Consider the following 24,740-nt stretch of genomic DNA (forward strand, 5'->3'; position numbering starts at 1 on the left):
CAGATGTCCACACCACCCCCGGTCTCAGCCGGTATCGGACCCGACGAGGCACCCGGAGTGCTGCGCTACGCCACTTTAGAAGCTGCACGGCGCGGGGCGACCCTGCGGCTGGTCCACGCCTACACCGTCCCTCCCGCCACAGTGGGCGCGATGTACGGCTACGACTTCCCGGCCAGCTTCCGGGAGGCCGGACAACAGCTGCTGGACAGGTCTGCGGCGATCGTGTCGCACCTGGAGCCCGACGTGCGCGTCGAGCAGGTGCTGGTCCGTGGCACCCCCGCCAGGACCATGGAGGACGAGAGCCGCCTCGCCCAGCTGGTCGTCGTCGGTGGCGACACCGACAAGCCGCTGCTCATGCGTCTGTACGAGGGGCGCACGGCGAGCCACCTGGCGCGGAACGCCCACTGTCCCGCCGTCATCGTGCCTGCGGACTGGTCGGCGACACCCGTCGGCGGGGATGTCCTGGTGCTGGTGGACCACCAGCAACCTCCGGACGAGGCGACCATCGACTTCGCGGCCGACCACGCCCGACGGCTCCGTTGCGAGGTCATCGTCGTCGACATCGGCCCTCGTGCACGCCAGGTGGTCCACGACGCCGCGGCGACCGACGAGTCGGGTCTGGTGGTCGTCGGCCGTGACTCCCACCCCGGCCGGAGCCACCTGGCTCACCTCCTCGACGCGCCGACCTCGTGCCCCATAGCAGTCGTCCCCCCCTCTGCTCCCTCCGTTCGCAGGACCTAGGTCCCCGGGATCATCGGCCCTGTCGGACCCGCGGGGGTGGGCCGAGAATCAACAGGTGAGTGCGCCCAACACGGTTGACCGGGTGATCGCCCAGGGCCGCCAGATGGGCCTGACCCAGTCCACCGCCCTGGTCATCGGCAGCATCATCGGGGTCGGCGTCTTCAGCCTTCCCTACTCCTTGTCGAAATTCGGTCCCATCAGCCTCGTGGCCATGGGCATCGCCAGCCTGACCGCGATCGCCTTCGCCCTGCTGTTCGCCGCCCTGAGCCGGCGGATGCCTGCCGACGGAGGGCTGTACGCGTACTCGCGCACGGCTTTCGGCAATGCCGTCGGCTTCGGCAACGCGTGGTCGTACTGGATCGACGCGTGCGCCGGCAACGCCGCGATCGCCGTGGGCTGGGTCTACTACGTCGAGCACTTCATCAACAAGGACGGGACGACCGGCAGCAGCGTCCTCATCGCGCTCACCTGCCTCTGGGTCCCTGCCGTGGTCAACCTGACCGGGGTCCGCAACGTCGGCGAGCTCCAGGTCGTCACCACGGTCCTCAAGTTCATCCCCCTGCTCTTCCTGGCCACGGTCGGCCTGTTCTTCATCACGCCCCAGAACTTCTCGACCTGGAACACGAGCGGGGACTCCGACGTGGCCGCGATCGGCGGGGCGATGGCGATCTGCCTGTTCACCTACCTGGGGGTCGAGACGGCAGCCGTCGCGGCCGCGAAGGTGCGCAACCCCCGTCGCAACATCCCCCGCGCGACCGTCTTCGGGACGCTCGCGGCCGCCGTGGTCTACATGCTGTCCCTCACCGCGATCTTCGGCATCCTGCCGGCGGCCACCCTCTCGCTCGAGGAGAACCGCGACTCGTACGCCGTCGCGACCAACACCATCCTGGGCGGGACCTGGTCCGGCGACCTCGTGGCGGCCGCAGTCATCATCTCCGGCATCGGGGCCAGCAACGGGTGGACGATGATCTGCGCCGAGATGCCCCGCGCCGCGGCCGAGGACGGCCTCTTCCCCGCCGTGTTCACCCGGACCAACTGGCGCGGCGCACCCTTCGTGGGCATCGTGTCCTCGACCCTGTTCGCGTCTGCCGCCGTGCTCGTCAGCTTCTGGGGAGCGGACGGGTCCACGGTCTTCACGACGCTGGTGCTGACGACCGGCATCACCGCGGCCATCCCGTTCGGGTTCTCGGCCCTCGCGCAGATCGTCTGGCGCGTGCAGGACCGGCGCCTGGGCATCACCGCCCACTTCGTGCGGGACGTCCTGGTCGCCGTCGTCGCGGTCGCGGCGTCCATCGCGTTCATCTACTACTCACGCAACACCGGTGAGTCCGGGTACGTCGTGTGGGGTCCGTTCCTGCTGGCCGGCATCGCCCTCCTGCTCGGCGTGCCGGTCTATCTGGCCGAGCGCTCCCGCATGGTCCCGCCGGACCCGGTTCCCCCCTACGACGCGCCCTGAGCCGGGCTCACCCGTCGAAGTGGTGGCCGTCGGCGAGCCCGTACGTCCACCGGAACCCGTTGCGCTTCATGATCCGCGGCACCAGGTGCGAGCTCTTGGTCCAGGCGTACGTGCCGGCGGCTCGGGTGCGCCACCAGGCGTTGGGCACCCAGCCGTCGCCGGCTGCGAGGTAGGGGTTCTCGAACGGGTTGATGTCGATCGCGCGACCGTATGCGTGCGGGGAGCGCACACCGGGGCGGCCGACGACGTTGCGGCAGTTGAACGCGCTGGTGTTGTCCGCCGCCATCGAGGCGTAGTCGTTCGCACCACGCACCCGGGACGAGTAGCCGAACCGGTCCACCCGATACATCGCGCGGATGGACACCTTGTTCGTGTACAGATCGGTGAACAGCCGCGCGGTCTTGGCGCCGATCGCCTTGTGCACGACGATCTCGCCGCGGTGCCGGTAGCCGTCGAAGCCCCAGTAGTTGACCTTGACCACCCGCAGCGAGCTGCGGCCGACCGGGCAGCCCGAGCGCCACGAGCGTCCCTTCATCGACTTCCAGGTCTTGGCACTGATCTTCGAGACCTTCGCGTTCGCGCCCGATCCCGACGCACGGGACTGGGCGGGCAGCGACCTGGGCTTGGGCGATCCGGCGAGCCGTTTGATGACCTTGCCCGGCGGCACGTTGCGGACCCGGACCTTGGCCGAGGTGTCGCCGCTCTGCCACGTCGAGGACGCGACCTTGATGCGGAACCAGTACGTCCGGCGGGGCCGCGGGGACGCCTTCGCGACCCCCGAGGAGCTGGTGCGGGCCTGCGAGAAGGTGGTCCACCGGCCGTCCTTGTAGTGCTGGAACGACACCTTGGCGCCGGGCAGCGCGCCGAACTCCGTGCGCACCTGGGCCGACAGCTGGGCCCTCTGCTCGTCCACGACCTTCGACGGGGCCGTGAGCGTCGCCGTGGTCGTCTGCCTGGACGCGCTGACCGCGTGCGGCGCGGAGGTGGACTCGCCGTAGCCCCCGACGCCCAGGTAGCGCGCCCGCAGGACCGTCCTGGCCGACGTGATGACGACGCTGGTGGTGGCGGTGCCCGCTCCGGTCACGGTCACGTCGGCGACCTTGGCCCAGTCGCTGCCGGACTGCTGCTCGAACCGGACCACGCCGATCGCTGCGGGCTCTCCCGCGCCGGCCACGGTCGCGGTCAGGGTGATCGGACGGCGCAGCTTGGTGCTGGCGGCGGCCTCAAGGGTCGTGGTGGTGGACGCGGCGACGCCCTCGTTCTGCGTACGCTGCGCGTCGCTGACGGCTGCGGCGCGCGTGTCGTCCCCGTCGAAGCGCGCGTAGTAGCTCGAGTACGCGCTCGACCGGTCGCCGTCCGCGGTCAGGGTCGCGACGCCCTCGGCGTCCGTGCTTGCCGCGGCCACCTGCGTGTCCGGGACGTCGTCGTCCGGCCGGCCCCGGAACAGCGTGACGGGCGCGTCCGGGATGCCGCCCGCCGCGCCCTGGAGGATCGCGGTCGCCGTCACGTCGGCACCGGCGGGGGTGCTCGCGGGGACCGACAGCTGCAGGGTGGTCGAGTCGTCACCGCTCGGGGCCGCGCCGGCAGGGGGCATCACGGACAGGGTGAGGGCGGCGGACACCAGGCCGGCCGAGACACTCGTGGCGATCTTCACGGCTGGTCCTCTCGGCGTGCGCGGGCGTGGTGCTGGACGGCGCACTCCCGCTCCGTGCCGGGCACTGCTCCCCCGGACGAAAGTACCTCCGTGAATCCTTGCCGTACACCCTGCACGACCCCGGCAGCGTGGTCGCTGCCGGGGTCGTGCAGGGTGGTCGACTACCTGACGCGGGCAGCCTTCTCGATGAGCGCGGCGACCGTGTGCGGTCCCTCCACCATCGCGAGGTGGTCGTTGCCGGTCCTCGTGACGGTGCCGTGCGCCCGCTTGGCCATCGCGAGCTGCTGGGCCGGCGGCAGGACCTTGTCGCGCGAGCCGATCAGGAAGAAGCTCTTGATCGTCTTCCATGCCGGCGCCCCCGACGTGTCCTTCAGCGCGGACAGCGCGATCGGCTCCTGCCCCGCGGCGAGCACGTCCGCCTTCGTGTTCGAGATCCTCGCGGCGAACACCTTCCGGAACAGCTCAGGCTTGACGTACGTGTCGACGTCACCCTTGCCCTCCGGGTACTGGACGAAGTTGAACACCTTCTCCGGGTGCGGGTTGGCAAGCAGCGAGCCTGGCTTCTCGCCGGTCAGGTTGTACGTGGTCTCCCCCTCGGCCGGCGCGTACCCGTTGACGTAGACCAGCGCCTTCACGCGCGGGGTCGCGGTCGCGGCGTTGGTGATGACGCTGCCGCCGTAGGAGTGGCCGACCAGCACGACCGATCCCTTGGTGTTCTGGTTGATGAACGCCGCGACGTTGGCGGCGTCCGTCTTCAGGTCACGCAGCGGGTTCGGCGCGTTCACGACCTTGTAGCCGTGCTTCTGCAGGATCTTCGTCACGGGAGCGAAGCTCGATCCGTCGGCCCAGGCGCCGTGCACGAGCACCACGGTGGGCTTGGCCGGGCTCGACGTCGGTGCGGGCGCTGCCAAGGCGGCCGGCACCGCAACGCCGAGGGCGGCTGCGGAGACTGCCGCCAGGCCGACGAGCGTGCGCTTCGTGAAGCGGGGGGTGATGGACATGATGTTTCCTTTCGTGGCGACGCGGCGCCGGTTGGGTGAGGTGGTGGTGGGAGAGGTCAGCGCGCCAGGAACGTGAGCAGCGCAGCGTTGAACTGCTCGGCGTGGGACACGGTGATGCCGTGCGGGCCGCCCTCGATGACGACGAACTCGCTGCCGGGGATCGACTCGGCGGAGCGTCGACCACTGACCTGGAACGGGACGACCTGGTCGGCATCGCCGTGGATGACGAGGGTCGGCAGCGTGAACTTCTCCAGGTCGGGGCGGAAGTCGGTCCGGCCGAAGGCCGAGACGCCGGCGAGGGTGGCGCGGGGCGAGGCGATGTTCGCCAGGTCCCGGCCGAAGAGGCGCTGCGCCTCGCTGACCGCCAGCCCCTCCGACGTCGAGTAGAACAGCGTCAGGAAGTGATCGACGAAGTCCGCTCGGTCCGCGGTGATGCCGGCCTCGAAGTGCGCGATCGTCCCGTCGTCCAGTCCACCGCCCGGGTTCCCGTCCTCGACGTGCAGGAACGGCGTCACGGCGCTGGCGAGGACCGCCTTCGCGACCCGTTCGGTGCCGTAGGCGCCGATGTAGCGAGCCACCGCCCCGCCCCCGGCGGAGAAGCCGACCAGCGTTGCCTGCGTGAGATCGAGCTGCCTCATCAGCGCGTCGAGGTCGGCCGCGATCATGTCGAAGTCGTGGCCGTCCCAGGTCGGCGTCGACTGACCGAAGCCGCGGCGGTCGTACGTGATCGCCTGATAGCCGGCTTCGACCAGCGCAGCGACCTGCCTCTCCCAGGAGCGGCCGTCCAACGGCCAGCCATGGATGAGGACGACGGGAGCTCCGGTGCCGTCCACCTCGTAGTGGAGGTTGACGGCGGAGCCGTTCTCGGTGGCGACGGTGAGTTCAGGCATGTCTGTCTCAGATCTGTAGTGAGTTCTGAATTGCTACTTAGTTCAGGAACTGTACTTACTGAAATGGCAGCTGTGAACGGGACCTTGTGCCCGAAAAAGTCCCTTCGCGACGCGAACTCGATAGGATGAGTCATGAGTAACAACAGGGATTTCTCGGCGTGGCCGTGCTCGCTCGCGCGCTCGGTCGACGTGTTCGGGGACTCCTGGAGCGTCCTCATCGCCCGTGACGCGCTGCAGGGGCTCACCCGGTTCGACCAGTTCCAGCGCTCCCTCGGCATCGCCCGCAACACGCTGTCGGACCGGCTCGGCAAGCTTGTGGAGGCGGGCTTCTTCGAGAAGCGGTTCTACCAGGACAACCCGCCCCGCTCCGAGTACGTCCTGACCCCGATGGGCAGGGACTTCCTGCCGGTGCTGGCCGCACTGCTGGCTTGGGGGGACCGGTGGCTCGACGGCGGGGCGGGCGCGCCCGTCAGCCTGCATCACCACGAGGACGACCACCACGCCGATCCCGTCGTGATCTGCGCCGACTGCGGGGACCCGATCGTTCACGACGACATCCAGTACTGCGTGGGACCGGGCTATCCCGAGGACTACGACGGTCCCCGTGACACCCGGGACCGACTGGCTCGCGAGCCCGGCGGGTCGGGGGGACGGCCGGCAGTGCCGTCCGGCACGCAAGCGATCGCCTAGTCCCAGCGGGACGTCAGCGAGCCGCGCGCAGGAGCTTCTCCAGCAGCGGCCCGGCGGTCGCGGACCCCGAGTCCCCGTCCCAGACGAACACCGAGACCGCGAGATCACCCTGGGTCCCGATCATCCACGCATGGGTCCGCGGCGGGACCTCGTCGCCGTACTCCGCGGTGCCGGTCTTGGCGCCGACCGGCGGTCCGGGCACGTCCAGGAGGAAGCGTCCACTTCCGTCGGTGACGACCGCGCGCATCATGTCGGCGAGGCTGGTCGCCTCCTGGGCCTTGAGCGGCTTCGCCGGGGCGGACGTGTCCTTCGGCTTCAGGTCCGGCAGCAGCACCGGGGTGACGAGCCGGCCGTCCTGGACCGAGGCAGCGACGACCGCCATCGCCAGCGGCGACGCCTCGATACGGCCCTGGCCGATCATCGAGGCCGCCCGTTCCGTGCCCTTCGCCGTGTCGGGCACCGACCCGAGGAACGCCGGCACGCCGAGGTCGACGTCGCGGCCGAGCCCCAGCGCGTACGCCGCATCGGCCAGCCGGTCCTGCGGGGCCTTGTTCATCGTGGCGATCATCGCGGTGTTGCACGAGTTCGCGATCGCGGTGGTCAGGGAGACCTTGCCCAGCGCGGAGGACGGGTAGTCCGAGTAGTTCTTGAACGTCCGACCGTCGACCGTGACGGTCGGGGTGCACGGCACCTTCGTGCTCGGGGTGACGCCTGAGCGCAGGAACGCCAGGGCGGTCGCGATCTTGAATGTCGATCCGGGGGCGTACCGGCCCGAGGTCGCGGTGTCGTTGCCGTCACCACCTGGTCCGCTCGCGACGGCCAGCAGCTCACCGGTCGACGGCCGGACGGCGACGATCGCACTGGCCGGATCGACGTCGCCCAGGATGTCGTCGGCCGCGGCCTGCAGCTTCGGGTCGAGCGTCGTGCGCAGCGACGTCCCGTCCGTCGGCTCGCTGGTGAAGACCTCCCGCGGGGCGACCGCCGGGTCGCTGACGATCGCGGCGATCTCGAGGCCCGGCCGGCCGCGCAGCTGCGTGTCGTAGCGCTTCTGCAGTCCCGACAGGCCGACCTGGTCGCCGGGCCCGAGCGCGCCCTTGGAGTCCTCGATGATCTCGGCGGTGACGTCCCCGACCGATCCGAGGAGCGGCTGCCCGAACGTCCGGGTGGGCCCGAGCGGCAGCTCGGCGTCGATGCCGACCGCTCCGGGGATCTTGGCCAGTGCAGCGTCCGCCGGGGCGTCCCCCGCTCGTACGACGAGACCCTCGACGAACGCCCGGGCACCGGACGCCTCGACCCGCTTGCGGAACGCGCTGGCATCGATGTCGAGCAGCTCGGCCAACGCGGTCGCCGAGCCTCCCGCGGCCCGGGCCTTGACCCGCGTCTTGTCGATGCCCACCCGGACCACCGGCCGCTGGGTGACCAGAGGCTTGTCCTTCGCCCCGAGGATGTCGCCGCGCTCACCGGCGACGGTGAGTGCGGTCAGTCGCTCGTCCCCCTTCACCGGCGCCACGATCGAGGGCTTCCAGTCCACCTCCCACTGGTCGTCGGCCTCGACCAGCGACGCCTTGGTCGTGTACGACCACTCGGCCCCGCTGACGACGCGGCGGGTCGACAAGGTGACGGTGGCGGCGCCGTCCTGCTCGACCACCTTCGTGACCCTCACCTTCTGGGTGTTGCCCTCCCCGAGACCCTTGACGATGCGCTCCAGGTCGGCCTGGTTGTCCGTGGCCATCCCCCGCGTCGGGACCTTCGAGACGTCGCCCGACGTCAGCGCTGCCGCCAGATCGTTCGCGGTGTCCCGGGCGTCGGGCCCACCTCCGCCGCACGCGGCGAGCGCGCCGACGGCCAGGGCGAGGCCCGCACCGGCGGCCCCCAGTCGAGCAGGGCGGATCCGCCGGGGTGGGAGCATGCCGAGAAGTAGAACAACTCGCCCCAGCACCGTCAACCGCGCCCCCCAACCGCCCACGAGCCACGCACGACCGCTGACGAGTCACGTATGGACGGTCGCGAGTCACGCACGACCGCTGACGAGTCACCTACGACGGCTGACGAGTCACGTAGGCCGACTCCTCGCCATCCGTACGCGACTCGTCGGCGTCCGTGCGTGACTCGTCGCCATCCGTGCGTGACTCGTCGGCGTCCGTGCGTGACTCGTCGGCGTCCGTACGTGACTCGTCGGCAGTTGTGCGTGACTCGTCAGCGGTTGCGGGTGAGGGCGCCGTCGGTCGCGGCAGCCAGCTGGCGCGCGAGCTGACGCTGCGCGCTGACCGTGAACGTCTTGGTCAGGTGGCTCCCGGCGCGGTAGACGAGCACCCTGCCGATCACGGCGGGGCACCGCTGCAGTCCCGGGCAGTAGGCCGGCGCCATGTCGACGACCCCCACACCGGGGGTTGCCTCGGCCGCCGCACGCTGCACGGGCGCGGACGACTCGGCGAGCGGGCCCGCGAGCTCGTAGGCGCACCGCGTCAGGTCGCCGGGGTGGTCCTCGACGCACTGATAGGTCGGGTGCGAGGTCGGCATCGGGTTGTCCAGCAGGACGACGACCTGGATGCCGGCCGCCTGCAGCTTCTCCCAGTAGCGCTGCAGGCCGCGGACCATCGCACCCTTGCTCCGCTTGCCGTCGACGACGGCGGTGTCGTGCACCTGCGAGGTCACCACGACGTCGGGCTTGATCCGCAGGGCGTCCGCGAGGGCGGCCCGGCCCCACTCACGACAGTCGGTGAACGCCTTGCCGCCGCTCGTCATGTCGGCGTCGGTGAACGCGCAGGCGCTCTTGGTGCTGCTGAGCACCCGCCAGTGCTCACGCCGCCCGAGATTCGCGAAGGCGGTCTGCCACTGGCCGATCTTGGAGTCGCCGATGAGCATCACGGTCCGCTCGGCGTCCCGGTCGCCGTCGACGCACACCTTCGGCACCGCGTCCCCCGCGAGCACCTGGCACCCCTCGGCGTAGAGCGCGGGACGATCCTGCTTGGCGTCTCTCGGCAGTGGCCGGACCGAGCGGATCGAGTCCACCGCACCCCAGTCGACGTCTGCGTTCGCGGGATCCAGCAGCGCCGCCGCACCCGGGCTCTCGCCCGCGCGCGCGAGCGTCAGGGAGCCGCCCGTCGGCGGTGACGGCGACGTCCGACCCACCGTCACGACGACTCCTGCCACGACGAGGGCCAGCACGACGAGGGCGCCGACCACCAGACGTGTTCGCGCCGGCATGCTGCCTCCTCTGGTCGGCTCGGTGATCCGGGACGCTGCCACCGTACCGACGGGGGCGATGCAGGCGTGAGAACCTAGCCTCATGTCCGACCAGGCCGCGACGCCCCCGGCACCCCGGCGCGGTCGCCCGGGGTACGACCAGGAGACCGTGTTGCGGCGCGCGATCGACCTGTTCAACCGGCAGGGCTACGACGGCACGAGCATGGGCGACCTCGCGAAGGAGCTGGGGCTCACCAAATCCGCGATCTATCACCACGTGCCGAGCAAGGAGCACCTGCTGTCGGCGGCGCTCGACGAGGCCCTCGACAGCCTGTCGACCGCGGTGGACGGCGCCGCGGCGTCAGCCCCGGGCACCAGCGCGTACGCACGCCTGCGCACCGTGGTCCAGGAGTCGGTCGAGATCCTGGTGCAGCACCTTCCCGCCGTCACGCTCCTGCTGCGGGTGCACGGCAACAGCGAGATCGAGCTTGCGGCCCTCAAGCGGCGCCGGGCGATCGACGAGAAGCTCTCGGCGCTCGTGCAGGCCGCCGTCGACGAGGGAGCGCTGCGCGCCGACATCCCGCCGGACCTCATCAGCCGGCTGCTCTTCGGCATGGTGAACTCGCTCGTCGAGTGGTACAGACCCGGCGGTCCGGTGGACGCCGACATGCTCGCGGCCTCGATCGTCGCGCTGGCCTTCGACGGGCTCTCGCTCCACCAGCCCTGAGGGGTCAGCGGGCAATCTGCCGGTTCAGCGCGCGGGAGCGGCCGCGGAACTCCGCGATCATCGACGGCCCCTCGCCCAGCGTCCGGCTGACGGTCACGTCGTAGATGCCGTTGCGCCCATGGGTGCTCCGCTCGGACGCCGTCGCGACCAGCGTGTCCCCGAGCCGTGCCGACTCCAGGAACACGATGTCGAAGCCGGCCGCCACCGTGACCTCCCCGTGGGAGTTGCAGGCCAGGGCGAAGGCCGAGTCGGCGAGGCTCGCGAGGAACCCGCCGTGGCACACGTCCCAACCGTTGATCATGTCGGGACGCACGACCATCGACACCTGCGACGACCCCGGCCCGACTCGTACGAGCTCGATCCCGAGCGAGCGGCTCGCGGCGTCGCCGGCCCACATCGCCTGCGCACTCGCGCGGGCGACGTCCCACGCCGTCATGTCCTCGCGCCCCTCAGGCATCGAAGTCGACCGTGACCCGGTCGCTCACGGCGAACGTCTGGCAGGTCAGCACGAAGCCCTGGTCGACCTCGGCCTGCTCGAGCGCGTAGTTGCGCCGCATGTCCGCCTCGCCGTCGCAGAGCCGGGCCCGGCACGTGCCGCACACGCCCCCCTTGCAGGCGAACGGGAGGTCGTTGCGGGTTGCAGCGGCGCCGTCGAGGATGCTCGCGTCGCGTGACATCGCGGCCGTCGTCGTCCGTCCGTCGAGGACGATCGTGACGTCGCTGGTGTCGCCCGTGACGACGGCCTCGGGTCGGTGCAGCTCGGGCGGCGGCTCGTCGACGTAGAAGAGCTCGAAGTGCACCCGGTCGGCCTGGAGGCCGAGCTCGTCGAGCACGGATCGGGAGTCGGCGATCATCCCGAACGGACCGCACAGCCACGCGTGGGCGACCGCGTCGACCGGCACGAGCGCCGTCAGCAGGCGCCGCAGACGATCGGCCTCCAGCCGCCCCGAGAACAGCTCGACGTCGCGGGGCTCGCGCGACAGGACGTGCACGAGGTCGAGCCGCGGACCGTAGCGGTTCTTCAGGTCGGCGAGCTCCTCGGCGAACATGACCGATCCGCTGGTGCGATTGCCGTAGAGCAGCGTCACCTGGGCCGCGGGGTGCGTCAGCACCGTCGAGACGATCGACATCATGGGCGTGATCCCGGATCCGGCCGCGATGCACAGGTGCCGACCCCCCTCGGCCGGATCGGCCCGCAGGCTGCCTGTGGGCGTCTGCACCTCGACCACGTCGCCCGGTCGCACGTCGTGCACCAGCCACGACGAGAACAGCCCGTCGGGGATCTCGCGGACGCCGATGCGCGGTCGCCGGCCGACCGCGGCGCAGATCGAGTACGACCGGCGGTGCTCCTGGCCGCCGATCGTGCGACGGACCGTCAGCGCCTGTCCGGCCCGGAAGTCGAACGCCTCCCGGAGCCCCTCCGGCACGTCGAACGTCACCGCGACCGAGTCGTCGGTGAGCCGGTCGACGGACGCGACCGTCAGGGGGTGGAACGCGGCGCGCGCCCGTGGGGCCGGGCCGGTCTGCGCCTCCTGGACCGTCATGTCAGATCTCCTTCACGTGCTCGAAGGGCTCCAGGCACGACGCGCAGCGATACAGCGCCTTGCAGGCCGTTGGACCGAACTCCGACGTCAGCTCGACGTCCCCGGACCCGCACCGCGGGCACGTCAGCGCCCGGCGCACGGGAAACAGCGACAGCGGGACAGGACCTGCGTGCACGGGGGCCGGGCCGGGGGCCGACAGGCCGTGCTCGGCGAGGGCTCGACGGCCCCGCGCCGAGATCCAGTCGCTGGTCCACGCCGGTGAGAGGCTCACCCGGACCTGCACCGCGCCGAAGCCCTCATCCTGGAGCCGGTGCACGAGATCGTCGCGCATCGTCGCCATGGCGGGGCAGCCCGAGTACGTCGGGGTGATCGTGACGACGACGCCGTCCGGCACGATCTCGACGTCCCGCAGGACCCCGAGATCGGCCAGCGTGAGCATCGGCATCTCCGGATCGCTCACCGTCGCGGCCACTTCCCGGGCGCGATCGGCGCGGGTGGGCGTGGACGTGCCCCTCACCATGCGCCTGTCGGGTGGGCCCGGGCGACGACCTGCATCTCGGCGAGCAGCCGGCTCAACGCCTCGGTGTGCAGGCCGTGACGGCCCGTCCGCCCCCGCACCCCGGCCAGCGCAGAGACGCTCGGACGCTCGACCCCGCCGGCCGAGAGCACCTGATCGAGCAGCGCGTCGACCTCGTCGGCCACGGTGTCCGGGGCGACGCCCACCCCCGCGTCGGCGACCCTGCGCTCGACGTCCTGGGTCACGAAGAGCTCACCGTGCAGCGGCCAGATCGCGGTCAGCCCCTCGACGACCCGGCGACGCGACTCGTCGGTCCCGCGCGCGAGGGTCACGAACCACCTGGCCGCGTAGTCGCGGTGGTACGTCATCTCCTTGACCCCCTTGACCGCGACCGCCGCGAGCACGTGGTCACGGCTCGGCGTCAGGTGCTCGAGCAGCGCGAGCCGCCACGCCGAGAAGACGAGCAGCCGGGCGATCGTCCGGCCGAAGTCGCCGTTGTCGCCCTCCACGAGACGGACGTTCAGCAGCTCGCCGTCGCCGCGGAAGAACGCGAGGGCGTCCTCCGGAGGCACCGGGGACCCCTCCGGCAGCACAGGGACCACCGAGGGATCGGCGGCCGCGGCACGGGCGAGCAGCAGCCGGGCCTGCCCCAGCAGGTCGAGCGCGATGTTGCCGAGGGCGATGTCGTCCTCCAGGTCGGGCGCCCGGCTGCACCACTCGGACAGGCGGTGCGACATCACCAGGGCGTCGTCGGCCAGCATCAGGCAGTACGTCGCGAGGTCGTGCGCGTCGACGCCCGCGGGCAGGGTCGTGTCGACCCCGGCCAAGGGGTCCTCGAAGTCCGTGCCGAAGGCCCACTGCGAGTCGTCCCCGCCGAGCAGCCCGTCGTACGCGTTCTCGTGGTCCACTTCGTCAACCATGGGTCGGCACCTGCTCACATGTGGGGGACGTCGTCGGGGATGTCGTAGAACGTCGGGTGGCGATAGACCTTGTCGCCGCTCGGCGCGAACAGCGGGTCCTTCTCGTCGGGGCTCGACGCGGTCACGTCGCTGGAGCGGACGACCCAGATGCTGACGCCCTCGTTGCGTCGCGTGTAGACGTCCCGCGCGTGGCGGACGGCCATGTCGTCGTCGGCCGCGTGCAACGAGCCCACGTGGACGTGGTTGAGGCCCCGCTTGCCGCGGACGAACACCTCGTAGAGCGGCCACTCGGCCTGCACCCCGCTCATCGGGCCGCCTCCCGGTCGGCCTCGGTCCGGCGGGCGAAGACCGTGGCTGCCTCCCGCACCCAGGCACCGTCCTCCCACGCGCGACGCCGGTGCTCGAGCCTTTGTGCGTTGCAGGGTCCGTTGCCGCTGATGACGTCCTTGAACTCGTCCCAGTCGGGGGTGCCGAAGTCGTGGGCCTGACGCTCCTCGTTCCACCGGAGCTCGGGATCGGGCAGCGTGACGCCCAGCGCCTCGGCCTGCGGGACGGTCATGTCGACCATGCGCTGGCGCAGGTCGTCGTTGGTGTTGCGCTTGATGCCCCATGCCATCGACTGGGCGGTGTTGGGCGAGTCGTCGTCGGGCGGGCCGAACATCATCAGGGCGGGCCACCAGAACCGGTCGACCGACTCCTGCACCATCGCGCGCTGCTCGTCGGTGCCGCGCATCATGGTCGCGAGCAGCTCATAGCCCTGCCGCTGGTGGAACGACTCCTCCTTGCAGACCCGGATCATCGCGCGGCCGTAGGGCCCGTACGACGTGCGGCACAGCGGCACCTGGTTGCAGATCGCCGCACCGTCGACGAGCCAGCCGATCGTGCCCACGTCGGCGTACGTCAGCGTGGGGTAGTTGAAGATCGAGGAGTACTTCTGCCGGCCGCCGATCAGCATCTCGGTGAGCTCGTCGCGCGAGACCCCCGACGTCTCGCACGCGGAATAGAGATAGAGCCCGTGGCCGGCCTCGTCCTGCACCTTGGCGAGCAGGATCGCCTTGCGGCGCAGCGAGGGCGCGCGGGTGATCCAGTTGCCCTCGGGCTGCATGCCGATGATCTCCGAGTGGGCGTGCTGGGCGACCTGCCGGACGACGGTCCTGCGGTAGCCCTCGGGCATCCAGTCGCGCGGCTCGATGCGGTCGTGGCGCTCGATCGTCGCCTCGAAGCCGGCCATCAGCTCCTGCTCGTCCCGCTCGGGTGCGACCGTCATGACCCCTCCAGAAATCTCGCGTCGGGCATTTACTGACCGAACGGTCTGTAATAGTGTGACACGGGACACAGGTCCGTGCAACGAAAGGTCCCTCCCCGATGAGTGCACTGCTCGAGAGCTATGCCGCCGGTTCGTGGTTCCGCGCCGAGGACGAGGGACGACCCCTCCTCGACGCGGTCACCGGCGAGGAGGTCGCCCGCATCTCCTCGACCGGGCTCGATCTCGCCGCGATGACCGACCACGCCCGGATCGTGGGCGGGCCGGCGGTCCGCGAGCTCACGTTCCACCAGCGCGGAGCCGTCCTCAAGGCCGTCGCGAAGCTCCTCGGAGCAGACAAGGACGAGCTCTACGCGCTGTCGGCGCGCACGGGCGCGACGCTCCGCGACTCCCAGGTCGACGTCGACGGGGGCATCGGGACGCTGTTCAGCTATGCGAGCAAGGCGAGCCGGGAGCTGCCGGCCGACACGATCGTGCTGGACGGCGACACCGAGCAGCTCGGGCGCACCGGCGTGTTCCTCGGCCAGCACCTCTACACCTCCAGACCCGGGATCGCGGTGCAGATCAACGCCTTCAACTTCCCGGTCTGGGGGATGCTCGAGAAGCTCGCCCCCGCGTTCCTCGCGGGGCTGCCCACGATCGTGAAGCCTGCGAGCCAGGGCGCCTGGCTCACCGAGGCGGTCGTGCGGCGCATCATCGACTCGGGACTCATGCCGGAGGGATCGCTGCAGCTGCTGTGCGGCAGCCCCGACGGCCTCCTCGACCAGCTCGGGCCACAGGACTCGGTGGCGTTCACCGGATCGGCGGCGACCGGTGCGCTGCTGCGCCAGCACGCCGCCGTCGTCCACGGCGGCGTGCAGCTGGGCGTGGAGGCCGACTCGCTCAACTGCTCGATCCTCGGCCCCGACGTCACCGCCGACGACCCCGAGCTCGATCTCTTCGTCAAGGGCGTCGTGACCGAGATGACGGTCAAGGCTGGGCAGAAGTGCACCGCGATCCGGCGCGCGATCGTGCCGGCCGCGATGGCCGACGAGGTCGTGGCCGCGATCAGCGCCCGGCTCGCGAAGGTCACGGTCGGCGACCCGGGCTCCGAGGGCGTACGCATGGGGGCCCTCGCGAGCCTCGCCCAGCGCGACGATGTCCGCAAGGCGATCTCGACCCTGCGCAGCTCGGCCGAGATCGTGTTCGGCGACCCCGACCGGGTCGACGTGGTCGGTGCCGACGCCGAGCGCGGGGCGTTCATGTCGCCTGTGCTGCTGCGCGCGACCGAGGGCGCGACCGAGCCGCACGAGGTCGAGGCGTTCGGACCGGTGAGCACCGTGATCGCGTACGAGAGCCTCGACGAGGCCATCGCGCTCGCGGCGCTCGGGCGCGGCAGCCTCGCCGGCTCGCTCGTCACGCATGACCCCCAGGTGGCCCGGCAGGTGACGCTCGGGCTCGCACCGTGGCACGGACGCCTGCTCGTCCTCGACCGCGACGACGCGCCCGAGTCCACCGGGCACGGCTCGCCCCTGCCCGTGCTCGTGCACGGCGGTCCGGGCCGGGCCGGCGGCGGCGAGGAGCTCGGCGGCATCCGAGCGGTGCTGCACCACATGCAGCGCACCGCGGTGCAGGCCTCCCCCGACATGCTCACGGCCATCACCGGCCAGTGGACGAAGGGTGCGGCGCAGCGGGTCGACGAGCAGCACCCGTTCCGCAAGAGCCTGGCCGAGCTGCGCATCGGCGACACGATCCGCTCCGCGTCGCGCACCGTGACGCTCGACGACATCGACCGCTTCGCCGAGCTGACCGGCGACACCTTCTACGCCCACACCGACGCCGAGGCAGCGGCGGCCAATCCCCTGTTCGGCGGCATCGTCGCCCACGGCTACCTCGTGGTGTCGATCGCCGCCGGGCTGTTCGTGGACCCCGACCCGGGACCCGTCCTGGCCAACTTCGGGGTCGACCACCTGCGTTTACTCACCCCAGTGAAGGCCGGCGACACGATCGACGTGGTGCTGACGGTCAAGCAGATCACGCCCCGCGCGAGCGCCGACTACGGCGAGGTGCGCTGGGATGCCGTGGTGTCCAACGCCGACGGTGCGGCGGTCGCGACGTACGACGTCCTGACCCTCGTCGCCAAGACTCTCGACAACCAGGAAGGCTGACCATGCACCGCATCACGATCGAGTACGGCGCCCCCGGCGATCCCGAGACGTTCGAGCAGCACTACACCGAGGTCCACGTGCCGCTGGCCGCGAAGCTGCCAGGGCTGCGCCGCTTCACGACCTCGCACCCACGGGGCCTCGGCACCGACGCCCCGTCCTTCGTCGCCGAGCTCTGGTTCGACGACGCGGACGCGCTCAAGGCGGCACTGAAGTCACCCGAGATGGCGGCCGCAGCGGCCGATGCGCAGACCTTCGACGTCGCCTCCATGACGATGTTCAGCGGCGAGGTCGTCGAGACGTCGCTCCCATGAGCACCGGGCACGACATCCGCAGGAACGCCGGGCTGGACGACATCGAGACGGCACCGGTGGAGCAGATCCGCGAGCTGCAGCTCGAGCGGCTGCGGTGGTCGATCCGCCACGCGTACGACCACGTCGAGCACTACCGGACCGCCCTCGACTCCGCAGGAGTGCACCCTGACGACATCCGCGCCCTCGGCGACCTGTCGCGCCTGCCGTTCACGACCAAGGAGGACCTGCGCCGCCACTACCCGTTCGGGATGTTCGCAGTGCCGCAGGACCAGGTCTCGCGCGTGCACGCCTCGTCCGGGACGACGGGGCGCCCGACCGTGGTCGGCTACACCCGCGACGACCTCGCGACCTGGGCGCAGGTCATGGCCCGCAGCATCTTCGCGGCGGGCGGCCGGCCGGGCGACATCCTGCACAATGCCTACGGCTACGGGCTGTTCACCGGCGGCCTCGGCGCCCACGCCGGGGCAGAGCTCCTCGGCTGCACCGTCGTGCCGATCTCGGGAGGGATGACCGAGCGCCAGGTCCGGCTCATCGACGACTTCCGACCGCGGGTCATCATGGTGACCCCGTCGTACATGCTCGCGCTCGTGGACGAGATGGAGCGCCAAGGCATCGACCCGCGCTCGACGTCGCTCGAGATCGGCATCTTCGGCGCCGAGCCGTGGACCAACGAGATGCGCCGGGAGGTCGAGGAACGGCTCGCGATCCGGGCGGTCGACATCTACGGCCTCTCGGAGGTCATCGGCCCCGGCGTCGCCCAGGAGTGCGTCGAGACCCAGGACGGCCTCCACGTCTGGGAGGACCACTTCTATCCCGAGATCGTCGATCCGTTCACCGACGAGGTGCTGCCCGACGGCGAGAAGGGCGAGCTGGTCCTCACGTCGCTGACCAAGCAGGCGATGCCGGTGCTGCGCTATCGCACCCGCGACCTCACCCGGCTCCTGCCGGGCACCGCGCGCAGCATGCGACGCATCGAGAAGATCACCGGCCGCAGTGACGACATGATCATCCTGCGCGGGGTCAACCTGTTCCCCACGCAGATCGAGGAGCTCGTGCTCGAGTCGGTCGAGCTCTCGCCGCACTTCCAGTGCGTGCTGACCCGGTCCGGACGCACCGACACCCTCACGGTCAAGGTCGAGCACCGCCCCGGAGTCGCCGCGGACAGCGCGCTCGCGGCCGGACGGCAGCTCGCGGCCCGGGTCAAGGCGACGATCGGCGTGACGGTCGGGGTCGACGTCGTCGCGACCGAGAGCATCGAGCGCTCGGTGGGCAAGATGCGGCGGATCGTGGACCTGCGAGCCGTGGGCTGAGGCCCGTCACCTGCCGACGAACTGCGGCTTCTCCTTCGCCAGGAAGGAGCGGACCGCCGCCGCGTGATCGGCCGACAGGCCGAGGCGGGCCTGGGCCCGCGACTCGGCAGCCAGCGCCTCCGCCAGCGGCAGGTCGCCCGCGCGAGCCAGCAGCTGCTTGGACTCCGCGAACGCCGCGGTGGGTCCCGCCGCGAGCCTCCCGGCCGTGGCCAGGGCGGAGCTCAGCACCTCGTCGGGGTCGCAGACCTGCCCGGCCACGCCCCACCGCACGGCGTCCTCGGGAGAGAACGGACGACCCAGCAGCACGAGCTCGCGGGCCCGCGACTCCCCCACCGCGCGGACGAGTGTCGAGGACAGGCCGGAGTCGCAGGTCAGACCGATCGCGCTGAACGCGGTGCCGAGCGTCGCGGCGGAGGAGAGCACCCGCAGGTCGCAGGCGAGGGCGAAGCCGAGACCGGCTCCCACACACGCGCCGTTGACCGCCGCGATGACCGGCTTGGGCATCGTCGCCAGCGCCATCACGATCGGGGAGTAGTGCTCGTCGACCGTGTCGAAGGCCGTCGACGCGTCCGCCTCGAGCGCGGCCGCGTGCTCCCCCAGGTCCTGGCCGACGCAGAAGGACGCCCCCGCGCCCGTCAGCACGACCGCACGGACGTCGTCGTCCTCGCCCACGCGGTCCAACGCCTCGCGGAGCGCGATCTTGGTCGCGGTGTCCAGTGCGTTGTGGCGATCGGGCCGGTTGATCGTGACGATCGCGACCGCGCCGTCGCGGTCCACCGTCACGACGTCGGTTGCTGCGCTCATGTCATCTCTCCCTGCTCGTCCGTCACGTGGCCTAGAGGTGGTCGATCGCCCGAGCGGGGCTCTCGATCGCGTCCGCGACGATCCGCATGAAGCCGGCCGCGGTGCCGCCGTCGCAGACCCGGTGGTCGAAGACGAACGACATCTGGCCGATCTTGCGGATCGTCAGCTCCCCGTCGACCACCCACGGCCGGTCGATGATCCGCCCGAAGCCCAGGATCGCGACCTGCGGGTGGTTGATGATCGCGGCACTGCCGTCGACGTTGAACGCTCCGTAGTTGTTGAGGGTGAACGTGCCGCCGCTCAGCTCGGCCTGCGTGGCCCGGCCCTCCCGCGCCGCCGCCGTGAGGCGACGCAGCTCGGCGTCCAGCTCGGTCGTCGTCAGGCGATGAGCACCCAGGACCGCAGGGACCACGAGGCCCCGGTCGGTCTGCGTCGCGATGGCGAGGTTGACCCCGTCGTACCGGATCAGCTCCTGCCGATCGGCGTCGATCTCGCCGTTCAGCTCGGGGTGCGCCCGCAGGGCCGCGACCGTGAACCGTGCGAGGTACGCCAGCAGTCCCGGTGCGGGCAGGCCGCGGGCCCGGGCCTGCTCACGCAGCGCGAACAGCTCGGTGAAGTCGACGTCGACCCAGACCGTGGCCTCGGGGATCTCGCTGCGGCTGCGGCTCAACGCTGCAGAGACCGCCTTGCGGAATCCGTTCATCGGCACCCGTTCGGCCACCGCCAGACCCGTCCGTGAGCTGGTCGTCCCGGCCGTGGCGGCAGCGATCGCCGCCTCCACGTCCCGCCGGGTGATGAGACCGTCGGCACCGGTGCCCGCAATGCCCAGCACAGACAGTCCCGCCTCCCGCGCGAGCCGGCGCACCAGCGGCGAGGTCACGCGGGGCACCCGGTCCGGCACGGCAGGCGTGGCGGCTGCGTGCACCACGTCCGCGGCACCGCCCGCCCTGCGCGTCCGGCGGCGCCCCGGCGTCCTTTCGGAGGTGCCGTAGCCGATCAGCACGTTGCCCGAGCCGGCCTGCTCCTCCTCGCGGTACTGCTCACCCGCCGGTGCGGCCCGCTCGATCGAGATGAGCGGACGGCCCACGTCGACGGCCCGTCCCTCCTCGCCGTGCAGGACGCTGACGGTGCCCGCGTACGGCGACGGCACCTCGACGACCGACTTGGCCGTCTCGACCTCGACCACGGCCTGGTCGACCGCCACAGGATCGCCCACCGCGACCAACCACCGGACGATCTCGGCCTCGGTCAGCCCCTCGCCCAGGTCGGGGAGGGTGAACGTCTGCGTCGTCCCCGCGCCCGGCGAGGCGCTCACGCGTCCTCCCACTGCAGCGTGTCGACGGCGTCGAGGATGCGGTCGACGCTCGGCAGGTGGAAGCGCTCGAGCTTGGGCGGCGGATACGGGATGTCGAATCCGGTGACCCGTCGGACCGGGGCGGCCAGGTGGTGGAAGCACCGCTCGGTCACCCGCGCCACGATCTCGGAGGCCACGCTCGCGAACCCGGCCGACTCCGCGACCACCACCGCACGTCCGGTCGAGCGCACCGCGGCGCACACGGTCTCGTCGTCGAACGGGACCAGCGAGCGCACGTCGACGACCTGGAGGCTGCGGCCCTCCGTCGCCGCGACGTCGGCGGCCTCGAGCGCGAGCGGGACCGAGGTGCCGTACGCGATCAGGGTCGCGTCGGTGCCCTCTCGGCGAACGACGGCCCGGCCGATGCCGGGCTGCGGGGCGTCCAGATCGACCTCGTCCTTGCTGAAGTAGAGCTTCTTGGGCTCCAGCACCACCACGGGGTCGGGCGAGCCGATGGCGGCGCGGAGCAGCGCATAGCCGTCCGCGACGGTCGCGGGGGCGAGCACGGTCAGTCCGGGCGTGTGGACGTAGTACGCCTCGGAGGAGTCGCAGTGGTGCTCGACGCCCCCGATGCCGCCCGCGTAGGGGATGCGGATCGTGATCGGCATCGGCATCCTGCCCCGGGTGCGGTTGCGCAGCTTGGCGACGTGGCTGACCACCTGCTCGAACGCCGGGTAGGCGAAGGCGTCGAACTGCATCTCGACGACCGGACGCATGCCGTTCATCGCCAGACCGACCGCCATGCCCACGATGCCCGACTCCGCGAGGGGCGTGTCGAAGCAGCGGCTCTCACCGAACTCGGCCGTCAGCCCGTCGGTGACCCGGAACACCCCGCCGAGCGGACCGACGTCCTCGCCGAACATCAGCACGGACTCGTCCTCGCGCATCGCGTCGCGCAGCGCGAGGTTGAGCGCCTGCGCCATCGTGATCTTCTCGTGCTCGGCCATCAGACGGCGTCCTCTCGGCCCAGCTCCTCGGCGAGGAACGCGGACTGCTCCCGCAGCTGAGGGGTGGGCTCGGCGTAGACGTGGGCGAACAGCTCCTGCGGGTCCGGCTCCACATCGGCCATCAGCCCGTCGCGCATCGCCGCGGCCAGGGTCTCGGCGGCCGCCGTCATCTCGGACTCGATCGCCGCCGTCAGCAGCCCCTTGCCGGTCAGGTGCGTGGCGCTGCGCAGCAAGGGGTCGCGCGACCGCCAGGCCTCGACGTCGTCATCGCTGCGGTAGCGCGTCGCGTCGTCGGCGTTGGTGTGCGCCTGCATGCGATACGTGTGGGCCTCGACGAGCTGTGGGCCCCCACCGGCGCGGGCGGCCTCGACAGCGTCCCCCAGGACCGACAGCAGCGCGGCGACGTCGTTGCCGTCGACCCGCCTGCCCGGCATCCCGTAGCCGACCGCCTTGTGCGCGAGCGACGGTGCGACGCTCTGGCGCGCGAGCGGGACGGAGATCGCGAACTCGTTGTTCTGCACGAAGAACACGACCGGCGCACCGAACACCGCGGCGAAGTTGAGGGCCTCGTGGAAGTCGCCCTCGCTCGTGGCGCCGTCACCGCACATCGCCATCACGACCGTGTCCTCGCCGCGCAGCGTCGCGGCATGGGCGACGCCGACCGCGTGCGGCAGCTGGGTCGCGAGCGGAGTGGCCTGCGGTGCGACCCGCGTGGCGACGGGGTCGTAGCCCGAGTGCCAGTCACCGCTCAGCAGCATGAGGGCCTCGGCCGGATCGACCCCGCGCGTGACGATCGAGACGGTGTCGCGATAGGTCGGGAACAGCCAGTCCTGCTCACGCATCACGAGCGCGGCGGCCACCTGGCACGCTTCCTGCCCGTGGGAGGAGGGATAGACCGCGAGCCGGCCCTGCCGCACGAGGGCGTACGCCTGGTCGTTGATGCGGCGCCCGACGACGAGCGCCTCGTGCGCACGGACCAGGTCGGCGTCCGCGGGCAGGCGCAGGGTGGACTCGGGGACCGGCCGGCCCAGGGGGTCGACCAGCTGGATCGGCTCCCCGGGGAGCATGCCGGCAGGCGTCACAGCCCACTCCTCTCGTCGTCACACCGTGTCCTCGCATCGTCACCCACGGGGGCAGTTGACTTCCACCACCGGCGAATTCCTGAGAACATGTCCACGACGGACCCAGTTGACCGGTCCATACGTCCAATCGCGAGGCGAGCAGTCAGGAACGGTGAGACGTATGGCAGGTGCCGAGCTGGACGACATCGACGAGCGGATCGTCCGCGCTCTCGAGGCCGACGGGCGGCTGTCGATGCGGCAGCTGGCCGAGCAGGTGCACATCTCCCGCGCGAACGCGTACGCCCGGGTGGAGCGCCTCACCACCTCCGGCGTGATCACCGGGTTCACCGCGACGACCGACCCCGTCGCGCGGGGACTCGGCACGTCCGCCTACGTGACGATGAACGTGCGCCAGACCGACTGGCGCTCGATCCACACGCAGCTGCGCCGCCTCAGCGGCATCGAGCACATCGCCCTCGTCGGCGGCGACTTCGACGTCGTGCTGCTCGCCCGCGCCAAGGACAATGCGGATCTGCGGCGCTTGGTGCTGGACGAGATCCAGGCGATCCCCGGGGTGGTCAACACCCGGACCCTGCTGATCTTCGAGGAGTCGTTCCCCCACCAGCCGTGAGAGCGCGGCGTACGTGCGCTACTTGGTCTGCAGCACCTGGACGTGGCACGTACCGCCGCCCTCGGGCGCCGGGATCCGGTAGATCTTGAACGCCACCGAGCCGTCGGGGGCGATGTTCTCGACCCGCTTGGTCTTGGCCCGCTCGGGGCTTCCGGTCGCCTCGCCGATGAACACGGTCACCTGGAAGCTCGCCAGGGCCTTGCCGCCGTTGACCAGGAAGCCCGAGGCCGCCCACCTGCCCTCGGCGTTCTTCTCGCAGCGGAAGCGCAGCAGCGCCTCCGGGACGGACGGGCCTGCCGCGTCGACGACGGCCGAGCCGACGGCCGGCTGCGTCGTGGCGCCCGTCGAGGGGCTCGGTGCCGCGGACGACCCGTCCGACTCAGCGCCGCAGGCCGCCAGCAGGAGGAGGAGAAGAGCCACCGCTGCCGTACGCATGAGGCCATCCCATCACGCCGGACGGCTCGGGCGGCGCAGGCTCGCGGCCCCCTGTACCCTCGCGGGCATGAGGTCCAAGCGCTTCGCGCGTCGCATCGCCATCGAAGTCGCCGGTTGGACGCTTCTCGTCGCCGGCTTCGCCGCCCTCTTCCTCCCGGGTCCGGGCCTGCTGAGCCTGTTCGCCGGCCTGGCGATCCTCTCCCAGCAGTACGAGTGGGCCGAGCGCCGCGTGCGTCCGGTCGAGGTGGCCGCATACAAGTCGGCCGCGCAGGGCGTGCAGACCTGGCCGCGCATCATCGCGAGCACCGTGTTCGCCCTCGGGATCGGCGCGGTCGGCATCGTGTGGGGTATCGGGCCGGACGCACCGACCTGGTGGCCGGTCGACGAGAAGTGGTGGCTGATCGGCGGCTGGGGCACCGGCGCGACCCTGCTGGCATCGTCCGCGTTCGCTCTCGCGCTCATCGTCTACAGCTTCCGCCGGTTCCGCGGCGTCGAGGACATCGACGCTGAGATCGAGCGGGTCGCGAACCCGCAGAAGGAGTCCCGCTAGTCCTGCCGCTCGACCACGAACAGGGCGTCGGCCTCGGCGCACAACGTGTCGCCGGACCACATCTCGCCGCGGACGAAGCGCTTGCGCCCCTCCTCACGGTCCAGCCACCCGCGGACGCGCATCGGCACGTCGACCGGCACGATCGAGCGGAAGTCGGTCTTGAGGTACGCGGTGCGGGTCGCGCTGTGCCCCCGGTGCGAGGCCATCACGCCGAGCACCTCGTCGAACACGGTCGCGATGGTGCCGCCGTGGGCCGCGCCGCCCCGCCCGAGGAAGAACGTCCCGAAGGTCACCGTCCCCTCGACCTTGTCGTCCTCGACGACGTCGAGCAGGACCGGCGGCAGGGCCGGGTGGCCGCGGACCGGCAGGTTCCGCAGCCGACCCGCGAGACGATCGGGCTCGGGGACCTTCAGCGGCGTGAGCGTCTGCGTCCATCCCTGCAGGTCGGCGGCCAGCCGCTCGAGCACCTCGGCGCTCGGCGCGGCCGCGGTCAGCGCGTCGTGGAAGCTCCGCAGCGCCTCCAGTGCGGTCCCGAAGGCCCGCACCTGCTCCGGGCCGGCGGAGCTGTCGAAGTGGTTCTCAGCGGAGTCCGAGCCCATC

Annotated in this window: 26 protein-coding genes; 9 read left to right on the forward strand and 17 right to left on the reverse strand. The window is 71.3% G+C overall.

The window, feature by feature from the left end; translation table 11 throughout:
- Positions 1 to 3: 3 nt before the first annotated feature.
- Complete coding sequence (locus GEV26_RS16505) at positions 4 to 741, forward strand: universal stress protein (RefSeq protein WP_153654651.1); 738 nt, start codon at positions 4 to 6, stop codon at positions 739 to 741.
- Between the two features lie 55 nt (positions 742 to 796).
- Positions 797 to 2,197 carry an amino acid permease gene (locus GEV26_RS16510; RefSeq protein WP_208430985.1) on the forward strand — a complete coding sequence of 467 codons (1,401 nt, stop codon included), beginning with the start codon at positions 797 to 799 and terminating at the stop codon, positions 2,195 to 2,197.
- A gap of 7 nt (positions 2,198 to 2,204) precedes the next feature.
- Here the strand turns inward: GEV26_RS16510 and GEV26_RS16515 are convergent, their stop codons facing one another.
- From GEV26_RS16515 to GEV26_RS16525, 3 genes are all read right to left on the reverse strand, one after another.
- Positions 2,205 to 3,851 (reverse strand): M15 family metallopeptidase, encoded by a 1,647-nt coding sequence (locus tag GEV26_RS16515; RefSeq protein ID WP_153654652.1) that lies wholly within the window; start codon positions 3,849 to 3,851, stop codon positions 2,205 to 2,207.
- A gap of 161 nt (positions 3,852 to 4,012) precedes the next feature.
- Entirely contained in the window at positions 4,013 to 4,852 is an 840-nt protein-coding gene (locus GEV26_RS16520; RefSeq protein WP_153654653.1) for an alpha/beta fold hydrolase, read from the reverse strand.
- A 56-nt stretch (positions 4,853 to 4,908) separates the two neighbouring features.
- Entirely contained in the window at positions 4,909 to 5,742 is an 834-nt protein-coding gene (locus GEV26_RS16525) for an alpha/beta fold hydrolase (RefSeq protein ID WP_153654654.1), read from the reverse strand.
- Positions 5,743 to 5,874: 132 nt separating this feature from the next.
- Between GEV26_RS16525 and GEV26_RS16530 the strand changes: the two genes are divergently transcribed.
- Entirely contained in the window at positions 5,875 to 6,432 is a 558-nt protein-coding gene (locus tag GEV26_RS16530) for a winged helix-turn-helix transcriptional regulator (RefSeq protein ID WP_153654655.1), read from the forward strand.
- Between the two features lie 13 nt (positions 6,433 to 6,445).
- Here GEV26_RS16530 and GEV26_RS16535 read toward each other — a convergent pair whose 3' ends face one another.
- Both GEV26_RS16535 and GEV26_RS16540 read right to left on the reverse strand, forming a co-directional pair.
- The gene (locus GEV26_RS16535) at positions 6,446 to 8,341 is read right to left on the reverse strand and encodes a penicillin-binding transpeptidase domain-containing protein (RefSeq protein WP_153654656.1); all 1,896 of its coding nucleotides are present in this window, start codon (positions 8,339 to 8,341) and stop codon (positions 6,446 to 6,448) included.
- 287 nt (positions 8,342 to 8,628) lie between these two features.
- Positions 8,629 to 9,639 carry an SGNH hydrolase domain-containing protein gene (locus GEV26_RS16540; protein WP_153654657.1) on the reverse strand — a complete coding sequence of 337 codons (1,011 nt, stop codon included), beginning with the start codon at positions 9,637 to 9,639 and terminating at the stop codon, positions 8,629 to 8,631.
- Between the two features lie 82 nt (positions 9,640 to 9,721).
- Here GEV26_RS16540 and GEV26_RS16545 point away from each other — a divergent pair, with 82 nt between their 5' ends.
- Positions 9,722 to 10,345 (forward strand): TetR/AcrR family transcriptional regulator, encoded by a 624-nt coding sequence (locus GEV26_RS16545; RefSeq protein ID WP_153654658.1) that lies wholly within the window; start codon positions 9,722 to 9,724, stop codon positions 10,343 to 10,345.
- A 4-nt stretch (positions 10,346 to 10,349) separates the two neighbouring features.
- Here GEV26_RS16545 and paaI read toward each other — a convergent pair whose 3' ends face one another.
- Genes paaI through paaA form a run of 6 tightly spaced genes read right to left on the reverse strand, consistent with a single transcriptional unit; the run spans position 10,350 to position 14,593 of the window.
- Positions 10,350 to 10,802 (reverse strand): hydroxyphenylacetyl-CoA thioesterase PaaI, encoded by a 453-nt coding sequence (gene paaI, locus GEV26_RS16550; RefSeq protein ID WP_243838801.1) that lies wholly within the window; start codon positions 10,800 to 10,802, stop codon positions 10,350 to 10,352.
- Entirely contained in the window at positions 10,795 to 11,889 is a 1,095-nt protein-coding gene (paaE, locus tag GEV26_RS16555) for a 1,2-phenylacetyl-CoA epoxidase subunit PaaE (RefSeq protein ID WP_153654659.1), read from the reverse strand. Before paaE ends, paaI begins: the two co-directional genes overlap by 8 nt.
- 1 nt (position 11,890) lies before the next feature.
- Positions 11,891 to 12,409 carry a 1,2-phenylacetyl-CoA epoxidase subunit PaaD gene (paaD, locus tag GEV26_RS16560; RefSeq protein WP_153654660.1) on the reverse strand — a complete coding sequence of 173 codons (519 nt, stop codon included), beginning with the start codon at positions 12,407 to 12,409 and terminating at the stop codon, positions 11,891 to 11,893.
- Positions 12,403 to 13,326 carry a 1,2-phenylacetyl-CoA epoxidase subunit PaaC gene (gene paaC, locus GEV26_RS16565; protein ID WP_153654661.1) on the reverse strand — a complete coding sequence of 308 codons (924 nt, stop codon included), beginning with the start codon at positions 13,324 to 13,326 and terminating at the stop codon, positions 12,403 to 12,405. Before paaC ends, paaD begins: the two co-directional genes overlap by 7 nt.
- 14 nt (positions 13,327 to 13,340) lie before the next feature.
- Complete coding sequence (gene paaB, locus GEV26_RS16570) at positions 13,341 to 13,634, reverse strand: 1,2-phenylacetyl-CoA epoxidase subunit PaaB (RefSeq protein ID WP_153654662.1); 294 nt, start codon at positions 13,632 to 13,634, stop codon at positions 13,341 to 13,343.
- The gene (gene paaA / locus GEV26_RS16575; RefSeq protein ID WP_153654663.1) at positions 13,631 to 14,593 is read right to left on the reverse strand and encodes a 1,2-phenylacetyl-CoA epoxidase subunit PaaA; all 963 of its coding nucleotides are present in this window, start codon (positions 14,591 to 14,593) and stop codon (positions 13,631 to 13,633) included. Before paaA ends, paaB begins: the two co-directional genes overlap by 4 nt.
- A 98-nt stretch (positions 14,594 to 14,691) precedes the next feature.
- On the opposite strand from paaA, the gene paaZ reads away from it, so the two are divergent.
- The 3 genes from paaZ to paaK are packed head-to-tail and all read left to right on the forward strand — an operon-like array spanning position 14,692 to position 18,358.
- Entirely contained in the window at positions 14,692 to 16,737 is a 2,046-nt protein-coding gene (paaZ, locus tag GEV26_RS16580; protein WP_153654664.1) for a phenylacetic acid degradation bifunctional protein PaaZ, read from the forward strand.
- Positions 16,738 to 16,739: 2 nt separating this feature from the next.
- Positions 16,740 to 17,048 (forward strand): EthD family reductase, encoded by a 309-nt coding sequence (locus tag GEV26_RS16585; RefSeq protein WP_153654665.1) that lies wholly within the window; start codon positions 16,740 to 16,742, stop codon positions 17,046 to 17,048.
- Positions 17,045 to 18,358 carry a phenylacetate--CoA ligase PaaK gene (paaK, locus tag GEV26_RS16590; protein WP_153654666.1) on the forward strand — a complete coding sequence of 438 codons (1,314 nt, stop codon included), beginning with the start codon at positions 17,045 to 17,047 and terminating at the stop codon, positions 18,356 to 18,358. The genes GEV26_RS16585 and paaK overlap by 4 nt, the downstream gene beginning before the upstream one ends.
- A 6-nt stretch (positions 18,359 to 18,364) precedes the next feature.
- On the opposite strand, the gene GEV26_RS16595 is transcribed toward paaK, so the two are convergent.
- From GEV26_RS16595 to pdhA, 4 genes are read right to left on the reverse strand one after another with little or no spacing between them, the layout of a single operon-like run.
- Entirely contained in the window at positions 18,365 to 19,162 is a 798-nt protein-coding gene (locus tag GEV26_RS16595) for an enoyl-CoA hydratase/isomerase family protein (protein ID WP_153654667.1), read from the reverse strand.
- 31 nt (positions 19,163 to 19,193) lie between these two features.
- Positions 19,194 to 20,477 (reverse strand): dihydrolipoamide acetyltransferase family protein, encoded by a 1,284-nt coding sequence (locus GEV26_RS16600; RefSeq protein WP_153654668.1) that lies wholly within the window; start codon positions 20,475 to 20,477, stop codon positions 19,194 to 19,196.
- Positions 20,474 to 21,463, reverse strand: a complete 990-nt coding sequence (locus GEV26_RS16605; protein WP_153654669.1) for an alpha-ketoacid dehydrogenase subunit beta — start codon at positions 21,461 to 21,463, stop codon at positions 20,474 to 20,476. The genes GEV26_RS16600 and GEV26_RS16605 overlap by 4 nt, the downstream gene beginning before the upstream one ends.
- Positions 21,463 to 22,545 (reverse strand): pyruvate dehydrogenase (acetyl-transferring) E1 component subunit alpha, encoded by a 1,083-nt coding sequence (gene pdhA / locus GEV26_RS16610; RefSeq protein ID WP_243838803.1) that lies wholly within the window; start codon positions 22,543 to 22,545, stop codon positions 21,463 to 21,465. The genes GEV26_RS16605 and pdhA overlap by 1 nt, the downstream gene beginning before the upstream one ends.
- Positions 22,546 to 22,705: 160 nt before the next feature.
- Here pdhA and GEV26_RS16615 point away from each other — a divergent pair, with 160 nt between their 5' ends.
- Entirely contained in the window at positions 22,706 to 23,155 is a 450-nt protein-coding gene (locus GEV26_RS16615) for an Lrp/AsnC family transcriptional regulator (RefSeq protein ID WP_153654670.1), read from the forward strand.
- Positions 23,156 to 23,173: 18 nt separating this feature from the next.
- Here GEV26_RS16615 and GEV26_RS16620 read toward each other — a convergent pair whose 3' ends face one another.
- Positions 23,174 to 23,590: a hypothetical protein gene (locus GEV26_RS16620; protein ID WP_153654671.1), complete on the reverse strand. Its 417-nt coding sequence runs from the start codon at positions 23,588 to 23,590 to the stop codon at positions 23,174 to 23,176.
- Between the two features lie 67 nt (positions 23,591 to 23,657).
- On the opposite strand from GEV26_RS16620, the gene GEV26_RS16625 reads away from it, so the two are divergent.
- A complete protein-coding gene (locus GEV26_RS16625) occupies positions 23,658 to 24,140 on the forward strand; it encodes a PGPGW domain-containing protein (protein ID WP_153654672.1) in 483 nt (160 codons plus the stop codon).
- Here the strand turns inward: GEV26_RS16625 and GEV26_RS16630 are convergent.
- Positions 24,137 to 24,739 (reverse strand): PaaI family thioesterase, encoded by a 603-nt coding sequence (locus GEV26_RS16630; protein ID WP_153654673.1) that lies wholly within the window; start codon positions 24,737 to 24,739, stop codon positions 24,137 to 24,139. The two genes, GEV26_RS16625 and GEV26_RS16630, sit on opposite strands and share 4 nt — an antisense overlap.
- Position 24,740 lies beyond the last annotated feature (1 nt).

The organism is Aeromicrobium yanjiei (assembly GCF_009649075.1).
Classification (GTDB): Bacteria; Actinomycetota; Actinomycetes; order Propionibacteriales; family Nocardioidaceae; genus Aeromicrobium; species Aeromicrobium yanjiei.